Origin of the sequence: Pseudomonas sp. UYIF39, assembly GCF_029963765.1 — a bacterium.
In the GTDB taxonomy this organism is placed as follows: Bacteria; Pseudomonadota; Gammaproteobacteria; order Pseudomonadales; family Pseudomonadaceae; genus Aquipseudomonas.
In genome coordinates this window covers 366,737-379,501 of the sequence record NZ_JALBYU010000001.1, presented here as the reverse complement: position 1 = coordinate 379,501, position 12,765 = coordinate 366,737, and the positions used below count along the sequence as shown (strand labels likewise).

11 protein-coding genes are annotated in these 12,765 nt (G+C 57.6%); 7 read left to right on the top strand and 4 right to left on the bottom strand.

Features of this window, described 5'->3' with window-relative positions:
• Window positions 1-36 precede the first annotated feature (36 nt).
• The 4 genes from MO767_RS01895 (at window position 37) to MO767_RS01880 (ending at window position 4,294) form a co-directional block, all read left to right on the top strand.
• Window positions 37-1,449, top strand: a complete 1,413-nt coding sequence (locus MO767_RS01895) for a heme utilization protein (protein WP_282479159.1) — start codon at window positions 37-39, stop codon at window positions 1,447-1,449.
• Window positions 1,450-1,511: 62 nt separating this feature from the next.
• Entirely contained in the window at window positions 1,512-2,192 is a 681-nt protein-coding gene (locus MO767_RS01890; RefSeq protein ID WP_282479158.1) for a C39 family peptidase, read from the top strand.
• Between the two features lie 34 nt (window positions 2,193-2,226).
• Window positions 2,227-2,967: a hypothetical protein gene (locus tag MO767_RS01885; protein WP_282479157.1), complete on the top strand. Its 741-nt coding sequence runs from the start codon at window positions 2,227-2,229 to the stop codon at window positions 2,965-2,967.
• A gap of 46 nt (window positions 2,968-3,013) precedes the next feature.
• On the top strand, window positions 3,014-4,294 hold the full coding sequence (locus tag MO767_RS01880; protein ID WP_282479156.1) for a hypothetical protein: 1,281 nt from the start codon (window positions 3,014-3,016) through the stop codon (window positions 4,292-4,294).
• 81 nt (window positions 4,295-4,375) lie between these two features.
• Here the strand turns inward: MO767_RS01880 and MO767_RS01875 are convergent, their stop codons facing one another.
• Window positions 4,376-5,701 carry a sigma-54 dependent transcriptional regulator gene (locus MO767_RS01875; RefSeq protein ID WP_282479155.1) on the bottom strand — a complete coding sequence of 442 codons (1,326 nt, stop codon included), beginning with the start codon at window positions 5,699-5,701 and terminating at the stop codon, window positions 4,376-4,378.
• Between the two features lie 341 nt (window positions 5,702-6,042).
• On the opposite strand from MO767_RS01875, the gene MO767_RS01870 reads away from it, so the two are divergent.
• The 3 genes from MO767_RS01870 (at window position 6,043) to nhaB (ending at window position 9,421) form a co-directional block, all read left to right on the top strand.
• Entirely contained in the window at window positions 6,043-6,312 is a 270-nt protein-coding gene (locus MO767_RS01870) for a hypothetical protein (RefSeq protein ID WP_282479154.1), read from the top strand.
• A 238-nt stretch (window positions 6,313-6,550) separates the two neighbouring features.
• A complete protein-coding gene (locus tag MO767_RS01865; RefSeq protein WP_282479153.1) occupies window positions 6,551-7,840 on the top strand; it encodes a hypothetical protein in 1,290 nt (429 codons plus the stop codon).
• A 78-nt stretch (window positions 7,841-7,918) separates the two neighbouring features.
• Entirely contained in the window at window positions 7,919-9,421 is a 1,503-nt protein-coding gene (gene nhaB, locus MO767_RS01860) for a sodium/proton antiporter NhaB (RefSeq protein WP_282479152.1), read from the top strand.
• Between the two features lie 16 nt (window positions 9,422-9,437).
• Here the strand turns inward: nhaB and MO767_RS01855 are convergent, their stop codons facing one another.
• Genes MO767_RS01855 through gnd form a run of 3 tightly spaced genes read right to left on the bottom strand, consistent with a single transcriptional unit; the run spans window position 9,438 to window position 12,756 of the window.
• Window positions 9,438-10,259: an HAD family hydrolase gene (locus tag MO767_RS01855; protein WP_282479151.1), complete on the bottom strand. Its 822-nt coding sequence runs from the start codon at window positions 10,257-10,259 to the stop codon at window positions 9,438-9,440.
• Entirely contained in the window at window positions 10,256-11,779 is a 1,524-nt protein-coding gene (gene zwf / locus MO767_RS01850; protein ID WP_282479150.1) for a glucose-6-phosphate dehydrogenase, read from the bottom strand. The genes MO767_RS01855 and zwf overlap by 4 nt, the downstream gene beginning before the upstream one ends.
• Window positions 11,776-12,756 carry a phosphogluconate dehydrogenase (NAD(+)-dependent, decarboxylating) gene (gene gnd, locus MO767_RS01845; RefSeq protein ID WP_282479149.1) on the bottom strand — a complete coding sequence of 327 codons (981 nt, stop codon included), beginning with the start codon at window positions 12,754-12,756 and terminating at the stop codon, window positions 11,776-11,778. The genes zwf and gnd overlap by 4 nt, the downstream gene beginning before the upstream one ends.
• Window positions 12,757-12,765: the final 9 nt, after the last annotated feature.

Sequence of the window (12,765 nt, the reverse complement as noted above, 5' to 3'; positions counted from 1 at the left end):
ACAACACTTAACCTAAAATAAGTACGGAGAATCACCATGAAACCTTCGATGGCAATAAAACCTCTGGTTTTTGCAATCGCTGCGGTCTTGGCTGTTGCTGCTCAAGCTGGACAGAACGATCGACGTGGTCACCATAACAACGATAACCACACCCCTCCTCCAACATGGATCCATACTGACGCGACCGCCAATGCGAACGATAAGCAGACCAATACCGGCAACAGCATCTACAACCAAGGGACTCAGAACTCAGCCGAGATGAGCAGTTCTGCCTCGGGCTCGAGCGGCAACGTCGGCGTCAACGTGGCAGCAGGCGCCGGCAACCAACAAGACAACGCGGCCGCCATCGCAAACGCTGGTTCCTCCTCCAGCCTCGATAACAGCTTCGTGTTCGGCAATGCCGACGCCAGCGCTAAAGTCATGCAATACAGCAACAACAACAAGGTCCACAACTACGGCACCACAAACTCTGCTGTGATGAGCGGATCGGCTGATGGCAGCAACGGCAATATGGGGGTCAACGTTGCTGGCGGCGACCTTAACCAACAGAAAAACACCATGGCAATTGCCAACTCCAACTCCCCGTTGGGTAACGCACACGCCACCGCCTCTGCCAACCAAAGCAGTCCTGGCCTGACAGTGAATAACGACGCTGATCGGACCTACCGTGTGGATACGATCACCGTTACCAACACGGCCAGCGGTAGTTTTTCCAAGGATAAGTCGTTCTCGGCTAGCGGCAGTGAAAGCGCTTCTTCGAGTTGGGCCGCGGCCGGCTCCAAGAACTCTGCAGCCAGCGGTTCCACAAGCGTTGATATAAGCGGTTCTCACAGCAGTAATGCGAGCGGTTCCAACAGCAGTAATTCAAGCGGTTCCAACAGCAGTAATGCAAGCGGTTCTTCGAGTGCTTCTTTGAGTGCTTCCTTGAACGCTACTTTGGACGCTGCTGCGGCGGCTTCCAGTTCCACTACCTTTAATAACGGTAATGGCGATCGCACCCGCAGCAGGTCTTCCGACGCATCGTTTAACGCATCGGTCGACGCAACGCTCAATGCATCGATAGACAAATCGTACGACAAATCGCGCGATTCCTCGTACGACAGATCGCACGATTCCTCGTACGACAGATCGAGCGATTCCTCGTTCGCAAAATCGTACGATAAATCCTACGATAAATCGTCCTCCTCCTCGTACGATAAATCGGGCAGCAAGTCGTCCGAATCTGCGTATGACAAAGCGAAAAGCTACAGTGAAAGCAGCTCATATGATCTGAGCAACACCTACTCCTATCAAGTGCTGACTCCAACTGGCTGGGCAAACCCTGTAACCAACACTGCAACCCTGAGCGGTTCGGTGAATGGTGGCAGTGGCAACCTGGGCGTCAACGTAGCTGCCGGTGTGGGTAACCAACAAAGCAACTCGCTGTCCATTGCCAACCAATCGTTCTAATTGTTGTCTCTGGAGGCCCCCTTTTGGGGGCCTTTTTCAACACAACCAGAAGGCGTCCCTCTATGCGCATTATCGCCTTGGCATTTTTGCTTTGCTTGGCCAGTGTGAGCGAGGCTGCACAACTGCCGTTTTCCGTCCTGCCGGGCGGCGCGGTGGTGTTCAAGCCGATCCAAAGCGTGCGTGAGCGCAAATTTTCCGATCTGGTGCAACAGAAAACCGACTTCAGTTGCGGCGCAGCTGCGCTAGCGACCATTTTGCGCCAGGCCTATTGGCTGGACGTGAACGAAGAACAAATCATCGAAGGCATGCTGTCACATTCCGATCAGGATCTTGTCCGCGTCCAGGGCTTCTCCATGCTCGACATGAAGCGCTACGTGGAAAGTATCGGCATGCGCGCCCGTGGCTACCGGGTAGCGACGGAAACCTTGAGCGAAATCAAAATTCCGGTGGTGGTGCTCATGGATATCCGTGGCTACAAACATTTTGTGGTCATGCAAAGAGTCCATAAGGGCTGGGTATATATCGGAGATCCGGTACTCGGTCATAAACGCTACAAAGTCGACGACTTTGTCAAAGGCTGGAACGGCATCATCTTTGCCGTCATCGGCCAGGGCTATGACAAAGCCAATGTGTTGCTCGATCCACCCCTGCCACTGAGCGCCAAGAACCGCATCAACACCTTCAGCCCGGTGCAAGACGCAGAGTTGATGGATTTCGGATTCATCCAAAGCGACTTCTTCTAATAACAAGGGAGCACGACGCTCCGGGAGCATTCCAATGAAGACTCCAATCTGGCTGGCCGTGGTTTGCCTGGCCGCCAGCCTGCCGACCCAGGCACAGATATTCAAACCCATTGAACTGAACGATCAGGAATTGGCAACCCTGCGAGGCCGCTATGTCATGCCGGGACGAATCATAAGTTTCGGCCTTGTCATGACCAGCACTTGGCAAAATGCCAACGGTGAAGTGATCGGGGCAACTTCCTCGATGCAAATTCAACAATCGACCATCACGCCACAGTTCTATGTGTCGATAATCAACGAAAAAGGTAGTGGCTCAGCGAATTCGCAAGGCTCCGGTACCGTCACTGGCGGCAGCGGCCTCAACAGCACCGAAGGCGTCACTCAAGTCGTGCGTGCTGCCGGCGACAATAACACTGCCTACAACAACGTTGAGATCAACGTCACAAAGGCTAGCCAAGCGCCAGCAACGCAACAGCAGGGCCAGGCATTGGCCGCAGGCTCGACGTTGTCCGGCGCCAATGGCGCTGGCTCGCTGAGCATTTCCTCGACCGGTACGGGTGTGCAACTCAACATCGTGGCCAACAATAACCAGGGCAGTACCGTACAACGTCTGGCCCAGGGTGGGCTGATGCAGAACACGACGTTGCTCGGCGGTGGCAACCATGTCAGCAACCTCACGTCCCTCAATGTCGTGCTGCGCGACAACGGGCCAACAGGCGGGTCCCTGAACGGCAACCTGGACCAACTCAAAGGTCTTCGCACTCAAGGATTCTGATCTACGCTCAGTCTCATCAGATGAAGTCAGAAGGGACGCCTAACCCATGCACCGATCGTTAACGTTCAGAGCTATCGTTTGTTTGAGTAGCCTGGCCCCGGCCCCACTGCTATACGCAGCACCGGACCCCCAGGTCGAATTATTAAAACAAGAACTCATGGAGTTGAAACAGCGTTACGAAGCACAACAGAACGCGCTGATGGTACTCGAGCAACGCGTTCGCCAAGTCGAAGAAACACCTGCGACACCGGTTCCCAAACGCCTGACCAAATCCCCTGCCGAAACGCCCAAGGGTGGCCAGACGGTGGCCGCCGGTGCGCCGGGAACCACAGGCAGTTCGTACGGCCAATCACTCAAGGATGATTCGGAACCTGCGCAAAGCGTTTCCAATCTGTATGACGAAGCCAGCGGCTTCTTCGGTGGTGGCAAGTTCAGCCTCGAAACCGGCGTGACCTACACGCACTACGATACCCGTGCGCTGACGCTCAATGGCTTTCTGGCACTGGACTCGATTTTTCTTGGCAACATCAACATCGACCGTATCAAGGCGGATAACTGGACCTTGGACCTGACCGCGCGCTACAACACGGGACAACGCTGGCAGTTCGACATTAACGTTCCTGTGGTTTATCGCGAATCAACGTATTCCTCCGGTGGCGCCGGTGGCGCAGGACCGGTGACGTCGGACGCCACCGTTACCCGCGACCCGACCATCGGCGATGTGAACTTTGGTGTTGCTTATAAGTTTCTGGATGAGTCGGCCAACCTGCCCGATGCAGTCGTTACATTGCGCGTCAAGGCGCCGACCGGTAAGGATCCATACGGCATCAAGCTGGTCCAGGAACCGAACAACGATAACCTTGCGATTCCCGAGGACTTGCCTACTGGCAACGGTGTCTGGTCGATCACCCCGGGTATCTCGCTGGTCAAAACCTACGACCCGGCCGTGCTGTTCGGCAGCCTGGCCTACACCTACAACCTTGAAGACTCTTTCAGCGACATCAGCCCTCAGGTCAACTCCAAGGTGCCCGGGGACGTGAAACTGGGTAATTCCTGGCAGGTCGGCGCCGGTATTGCATTCGCCTTGAACGAGAAGATGAGTATGTCGTTCTCGTTCACCGACCAGTTCGCTCGCAAGAGCAAGATCAAACCGGACGGTGGCGATTGGCAATCGATTACCAACAGCGATTACAACTCGGCCAACTTCAACATCGGCATGACCCTGGCAGCCACTAATAACCTGACGATCGTACCCAACCTGGCCATCGGCCTGACCGACGACTCGCCAGACTTTTCCTTCAGCCTGAAATTCCCGTACTACTTCTAACCCGGCACCCACAAAAAACCCGCTTTTCGGCGGGTTTTTTGTTGTTTATTGCTCCAAATTTTCAGAGCGTTTACTTGCAGCTCAACGTATCTGATGCTTATGCAACAAACGGTAGAAGGTAGGCCTGGATATCCCCAGCACCTTGGCGGCGATGCTCAAATTATCGCTGTGGCGGTTAAGTACATCGCACAAGGCCTGGCGCTCTGCCCGGTGCTTGTAGTTTTCCAGCGTGCCCATCGGCGCGGCAATGGCCTGCTGGCTGATCAGCCCCAGGTCTCGCGCTTCGATCTGCCGGCCTTCGGCCAGTACCAACCCGCGACGTACCCGGTTGGCCAGCTCGCGCACATTGCCCGGCCAGTCATGCTTGCCCATGGCAATCAAGGCGTCTTCACTGAAGCTGCGCGGACGGCGGCCGGTTTCATGGCTGTAGAAATGGGAAAAGTGGTTGGCCAGCATCGACAGATCGCCATTGCGCTCACGCAGGGGTGCGGTCGCGACCTGCAACACGTTCAGGCGGTAATACAGGTCTTCACGAAAGCGTTTTTTCTCGATCGCAGCCTCAAGATCGACATGGGTCGCGGCCAACACCCGCACATCCACGGGAATCGGCTGACTGCCACCCACCCGCTCGATGTGCTTTTCCTGGAGGAAACGCAACAGGTTGGCCTGCAGCTCCAGGGGAAGATCACCGATTTCGTCGAGAAACAGCGTGCCGCCGTTAGCCGCTTCGATCCGCCCGACTTTGCGTTGATGGGCGCCAGTAAAGGCCCCCTTCTCGTGGCCAAACAGTTCGGACTGGATCAAGTGTTCGGGAATTGCGCCGCAATTGATCGCGACAAAGGGTTTGCTGTGACGTTGGGATTGTCGATGGAGCGTGCGGGCGACCAGTTCTTTACCGGTACCGCTTTCACCCCGGATCAATACCGGAGACTCCGTGGGCGCCAGCTTGCTCAGCAACTTGCGCAGTTCGCGAATCGGCTTGCTGTCGCCAAGCAGCTCGTGCTCAGGTTGATCAATGTGAACCGTGCCCTGCCCACGCAGGCGTGCCATCCCGAATGCCCGGCCCAGCGTCACCTGAACCCGGGACACATCAAATGGCAAGGTATGGAAATCGAAAAACCATTCGCAAACAAAGTCCCCGACATTCTGCAATCGCAGGACTTCCTGGTTGAGTACGGCGATCCACTCGGTACCGCTACGGCTGATCAGCTCTTTGACGGCTTCCGGGTGTTCGAGGTGGAAAGGCTGCAAACGCAACAGGCCGACATCGCAGGTTTTGTCGGCAGCATTTTCCAGGCTACAGCTGTCAACATCCCAATCCACAGAGCGCAAAACCGGCAGCAGACGATGACAGTCGTCGCAAGGGTCCACTACTAACAGACGTCGTAAGGCAGGCGCTTCGATCATGGCTGTTCCTTGGCGCCAAATTTATGAAATATTATTAAAAACAGTCGTTTGGCGGACCTGGCTGTAACGTTAGCAATAATTTGACGTGACCTTGTACCGTTTGACTATAGAGCAGTTGCGTTATTAGTTATAAGAAGCGACTTAGTTAGTTACCTAACGAGTCCTGCCTTTCATTCAGCTTTAAACCCTGTCCGAACCTTGAGCCAATGAAAGAAAGTTGATATTTCTTTTAATTGTATGTGACCCGCCCCCCGGTTGCGGGCATCAGTACAAGTAACCAGCCGAACGGTAAGCCCAACCGACGGCACATCATTTGATTGGGCATACAGAGAGAAACCCCCATGAACGCTCCGCTGCGCATCAACGAAGCTCTTTTGATTGCCGACCGCGCATTCCAACCGTTCCAATGCGTGGCCTGGGCCCCACAAGACGGCAATGGCGAACTCAGCCTGACCGTTATCGATCGCACCAACACCCGCAGCATCGGCCGTAAGCAGATTCCAAGCAGTGCCTATACCGATCCTGCGCAACTTGAATGCCTGCTTGAAGCAGCACGTGCGGAATTGAGTGAGGAGGGTTACAAACTCCTATCGTGGTCGATGCCACACTAAGCGTTTTGCGGGTTACTAAACGGTAACCCGCACCCTCCCCGATTATTATTCGAACTTGCACGTGCCCAATTACTTGGCAGGCTTGTCAATGGTTCGAAAAGACACTGTTCTGGCACACAGCGACCCTCCGCCTGTTAGTTATGACAGTTGTGCAACCAGGCGTTCAGGGATTGAATGTTTCCTTATACAGTCGCCACCCAAACTCCTGGTTCAGGACGACTCGCAAGGAGCTGCGTGCATGTCAATCCAGACTGCGTTTGCACTACCGGCAACCCTGAACAACGCCGGCAATCTTGATACAACCTTTGCCTCGTCTGGCAAAACCCAGGTGTATTTCGCTGGCAGCCTCTCAAGCATGGCCAACGGGGTCGCGCTTGATTCACGTGGCAGGTTGTTAGTCGCGGCGAAGGTAGGAAAGCCAGGCGGTAGCCGCTTCGGCGTGGCACGCTTGCTCGAGGACGGCTCGGCAGATCTGACGTTTGGCATTCAAGGCAGCGTCATCGGGCAATTTGAACACGGCTTCGAGGCTATGGCCGGCAAAGTCCACGTACTGGCCGATGGGCACATTCTGGTAGCCGGCCTGCACTACGAAAATGCTCACCGGACACTGCCCGCCCTCGCCCTGTTTGATCAGCATGGTCGGCCGGCTCAATGTTTTGGCGACAATGGCCGCTGCGTCGTGCGTCTGCCGGGCGGTCTTTCCCAAGGGGTGCGTGACACCTGGCTACCACCTGGCATACCGGGCGCAGAAGCCTGCGATGTCTGCGTGCAGGAGGATGGTCGAATCCTGCTGCAGGCCAATCATCACTTCGAACTGGCCGATCATGTCGGCATGCTGATACGACTCAACACCGACGGTTCACTGGACGACTCCTTCAACGGCCGTGGCTTCGTGATTGTCAGGCACTTGTTGATGAACACCTGGCTCAGCAGCCTGGTGGTGCAACGAGACGGCCGGATCCTGGTGGGCGGGTCGATCAACTTCCCTGAAGAAGGTTTGCTGGCCCGCTATCACACCGACGGCAGACTCGACGAAAGTTTCGCCGTGGATGGTTTCATGACCTTCAAGGCACGGGGATATAGCGCTCAGGTCAGCCAGATCGTCCAACAGGAAAATGGCGATGTGCAGTGCTTTGGCAGCAGCCGCGACCCGATGCATTGCCTGGCACTGAAAGTACACAGCAACGGCCGCCCGGACATTCATTGCAATGGAGGCCAGGCCCAATTGCTGGAAATCGGTCACAGTGGCTGCCAGTGGACCGACGCAAAGGCACTGCCGGACGGCTGCGTGGTGACGGTCGGGGCCACGATCGGCGGCGTCGAGGCGGATTTCATTCTGGCGCGGCATCTACCCGACGGGCAACGCGATCGCAGCTTCGGCAATGGCGCTGGCTGGGTTCGCACCCGCCTTGGCCGCAGCCTGGATACCGCGACTTCAGTGGTCATGCAGGCCGATGGAAACATCGTCGTCGGAGGCTATTCACTGGACGGCAACTATCGAGCGATCGTCGCACGCTATCTGGGGTAGGCCTGCACAGTTTTCCTACACTTGATCTTCCCTCCCGTTTACGGCAAGTTGCGCGCTTCTTAATACAAGGAGTAGCCGATGCCCGGCTCAATGGCTCAGGCGTTCGCGCACAATTTCCTCGGGCATTCACCCCGCTGGTACAAGGTAAGCATTGTCGGCTTCCTGATTCTCAACGCATTGGCGCTGTGGACCGTCGGCCCGGTGGTGGCCGGCTGGCTGCTGGTGCTGGAGTTCATCTTTACCCTGGCCATGGCGCTCAAGTGTTATCCGTTAATGCCTGGTGGCCTGCTGCTGATCGAAGCACTGTTGCTGAAGATGACCACGCCCCAGGCACTCTACGACGAGCTGGTGCACAACTTCCCGGTGATCCTGCTGCTGATGTTCATGGTGGCCGGCATCTACTTCATGAAAGACCTGCTGCTGTTTCTGTTTTCACGGCTGCTGCTCGGGATTCGCTCCAAGGCGCTGCTGGCGTTGATGTTCTGCTTCCTGTCGGCGTTTCTGTCGGCGTTTCTCGATGCCTTGACCGTGACCGCCGTGATCATCAGTGCAGCCGTCGGCTTTTACTCGGTATACCACCGCGTCGCCTCCGGCAACGATCCGCGTCAGGACAGCGAGTTTGGCGATGACAAGCACCTGCCCACCCTCCATCACACCGACCTCGAACAATTCCGCGCCTTTCTGCGCAGTCTGCTGATGCACGGTGCCGTGGGGACCGCACTGGGCGGTGTTTGCACATTGGTCGGTGAGCCGCAGAACCTGCTGATCGGCCACGAGATGGGCTGGCACTTCGCTGAGTTCTTTCTGAAAGTCGCCCCGGTTTCATTGCCGGTCCTGGTGGCGGGCCTGGTGACCTGCGTCCTGCTGGAGAAGCTTCGCTGGTTCGGTTACGGCACGCTGTTGCCGGACAACGTGCGTGCGGTGCTGGCCAATTACGCTGCAGAAGACAATACCGAACGCACCTCGCGCCAACGGGCAGCGCTCATCGTGCAGGGATTGGCAGCGCTGATTCTGATTGCGGGGTTGGCGTTCCATATTGCTGAGGTCGGCCTGATCGGCTTGATGGTGATCGTGCTGATCACCGCATTCACTGGCATCACCGACGAGCACCGTATCGGCAACGCGTTCAAGGACGCCATGCCGTTCACAGCGCTGCTGGTGGTGTTTTTCGCGGTGGTGGCGGTGATTCACGATCAGCAACTGTTCACGCCTTTGATCCAGTGGGTGTTGGCGCTGCCAGCGGATCAACAGCCGGGCATGCTGTTTATTGCCAACGGCCTGCTGTCGGCCATCAGCGATAACGTGTTCGTCGCGACCATTTACATCACCGAAGTCAAACAGGCCTTCATCTCCGGCCACATGAGCCGTGAGCATTTAGAGACGCTGGCGATTGCGATCAACACCGGCACCAACCTGCCGAGCGTGGCGACGCCCAATGGTCAGGCTGCGTTTCTGTTCCTGCTGACCTCGGCGATTGCACCGCTGATTCGACTGTCGTACGGGCGGATGGTGTGGATGGCGTTGCCGTACACCGTGGTGATGGGTGTGCTGGGGTGGTATGCCGTGAGCTTCTGGCTATAACCCACCCATTCGGGACTTACCGAGGGAGGATGTAGCGCTCGATTGCCTGGGCCGCACCGTCCTCGGTATTGGCGCCCGTCACCACATCAGCCTGGCGCTTCACCGCCTCTTCCGACTGCCCCATGGCGATCGACAAGCCTGCGCGGTGAAACATCGCCGGGTCGTTGCCGCCATCGCCCAGCGCCGCGGTCTGCTCCAGCGGTACACCGAGAAACTCGGCCAGTGTCGCCAGCGCTGCACCCTTGTTGGCTTGCATCGCGGTCACGTCCAGATAAATCGGCTGTGAACGGGAGACCTGTGCCTGGCCTTCCACTTTGGGCAGCAGGCGCGCTTCCAGCTCAATCAACAACTGCGTGTTGTTGCTGGTGGCGACGATCTTGTCGATGCGCTCCAGGTACGGCTCAAAACTTTCGACCACCACTGGCGGATAACCCAGGCCGTGCTGTTCACGAGGCACCATTGGGCCGTTCGGATCTTTCAGCAACCAGTCGCCACCACTGAACACCCAGATTTCGATGTCCGGCCGGTCGGCAAACAGCGCCAATGCCGTCAACGCCGCCGTGGCCGGCAAGTAATGCGCGACCAGCAAACTGCCATCCGGGTTGACGATAGTGCCGCCATTGAAGGCTGCCGTTGGCAGGTCGACGCCCAGGGCTTCAATCTGCTGCAACATGGCTTTGGGTGGACGACCGGTGGCCAGGCTGAACAACACGCCCGCCTCGCGCAAGGAACGGACCGCCGAGAGGGTCCGTTGGCTGAGGCTGTGATCGGGCAGCAACAAGGTGCCGTCCATGTCACTGAGCAGAAAACGGATGGGTTGCGGCGTTGTATCACTCATCCGAGGCCGTGCCAGACGCGACCGTCGCGAGTCAACAGATCTTCTGCAGCCTGCGGGCCGTCTTCGCCAGCGGCATAGCTCTGCACGCTCGCGTCCTGCTGCCAGGCATCAAGGAAAGGCTGCACGGCGCGCCAGCCGTTCTCGATGTTGTCGGCGCGCTGGAACAGCGTCTGATCGCCGGTCAGGCAATCGTAGATCAGGGTTTCGTAGCCGGTGGACGGCTGCATTTCAAAGAAATCCTTGTAGGCAAAGCCCAGTTCGATATTGGCCATTTGCAAGGCCGGACCGGGCCGTTTGGCCAGTAGATCGAACCACATGCCTTCGTTGGGTTGAATCTGGATTCGCAGATAGGTCGGCTGCAACTCATCGACCTCGGTATCGCGGAACTGCGCATACGGCGCCGGTTTGAAGCAGATGACAATCTCGGTGTCGCGCACGCTCATGCGCTTGCCGGTGCGCAGGTAAAACGGCACGCCGACCCAGCGCCAGTTGTCGATCATGACTTTCAGCGCGACGTAGGTTTCGGTTTTGCTGTCGGGCGCCACGTTGTTTTCCTGACGATACCCCGGCAACGGCTTGCCGTCGATTTCGCCGGACGTGTATTGGCCGCGCACCGAGTTGGCCAACGCTTCCTCGACCGACCAGGGGCGAATCGCACCGACCACCTTGGCTTTCTCGCCGCGTACCGCATCGGCGCCAAAAGCGGCCGGCGGCTCCATTGCGACCATCGCCAGCAATTGGAACAGGTGATTGGGCACCATGTCCCGCAAGGCGCCGGTGTGTTCATAAAAACTGCCACGGGTTTCCACGCCAACGGTTTCGGCGGCGGTGATTTGTACGTGGTCGATGTAGTGATTGTTCCAGAACGCTTCAAACAGGCTGTTGGAAAACCGGCTGATCAAAATGTTCTGCACGGTTTCCTTGCCCAGATAGTGATCGATTCGGTAGATCTGGTTTTCCGTCATCACCTTGAGCAAGCAAGCGTTCAAGGCTTCGGCAGTATGCAGATCGGAACCGAAGGGTTTTTCGATCACCACCCTTCTGAACGCTTCTGGCGACTCTTGCAGCAAGCCGGCGGCGCCGAGACGACGCACCACTTCGCTGAAGAAACGTGGCGCGGTGGCCAGGTAGAAGACGGCGTTGCCAGTACCGCTGGCGGCAATTTTCGCCGCCAGCGCTTGATAAGTGCTGTCGTCCAGGAAATCGCCCTGGACGTAGCTGATGCCTTTGGCCCGTTTGGCCCACAGTTCCGGATCAAGGGCTTGATCGCCCTTGCCCACCTTGCTCGCCACTTCGGCTCGAATGAAATCTTCGAGCTTGCGGGCAAAGGCTTCGTCGGTAATGGCGTTGTGGTCGACGCCGATGATCCGCAGTCCATCGTCGAGCAGACCGTCGCGACTCAGGTTGTACAGCGCCGGCATCAGCAGACGCTTGACCAGATCACCATGGGCACCGAACAAAAACAGCGTGGTTGGTGGTGCAGGTTCTGCCTTGGATTTATTGCGGATCAGACGGGTCATTTTTTCGAAGTCTCCACGTGGCCGCCGAAGCCGAAGCGCTGGGCCGAGAGAATCTTGTCGCCAAAGGTGCCTTGCCCGCGCGAACGGTAGCGGGAGAACAGCGAGTTCGACAGCACCGGTACAGGCACCGATTGCTCCATGGCGGCTTCGATGGTCCAGCGACCTTCACCGCTGTCAGCCACTTCGCCTGTGTAACCGTCGAGTTTCGGATCGCTGGCCAGCGCGTCGGCGGTCAGGTCGAGCAGCCAGGACGACACGACGCTGCCACGACGCCAGACTTCGGCGATGTCGCCTACGTTCAGTTCGAAACGCTGATCTTCCGGCAGGTTGGTGCTGGCCTTGGTCTTGAGGATGTCGAAGCCTTCGGCGAAGGCCTGCATCATTCCGTATTCGATGCCGTTGTGGATCATTTTCACGAAGTGGCCCGAACCGGCCGGGCCTGCGTGGATGTAACCGCGCTCGGCACGATCGTCTTCGGACTTGCGGTCCTTGGTGCGAGGGATGTCGCCCAGGCCCGGTGCGAGACTCTCGAACAACGGATCGAGGCGTTTAACCACCTCGGCTTCGCCACCGATCATCATGCAGTAGCCCCGCTCCAGGCCCCAGACGCCGCCGGAGGTGCCGACGTCGACGTAGTGCAGGCCTTTTTCCGAGAGGGTTTTCGCCCGGCGGATGTCGTCCTTATAGAAGGTGTTGCCGCCGTCGATGATGGTATCGCCAGCTTCAAGCAAGGTGCTCAGGGTGTCGATGGTGTCTTCGGTCGGTGCGCCGGCCGGCAGCATGACCCACACCGCACGTGGCTTGGCCAGGCCAGCGACCAGCGCCGGCAGGTCGATGACGCCAGAGGCGCCTTCTGCGGCCAGGGTGTCGACAAAGGCGGTATTGCGGTCGTAAACAACGGTGGTATGCCCGTTGAGCATCAGACGCCGCGCAATATTACCGCCCATGCGGCCCAGTCCAATAATCCCGAGTTGCATGTGCTGATG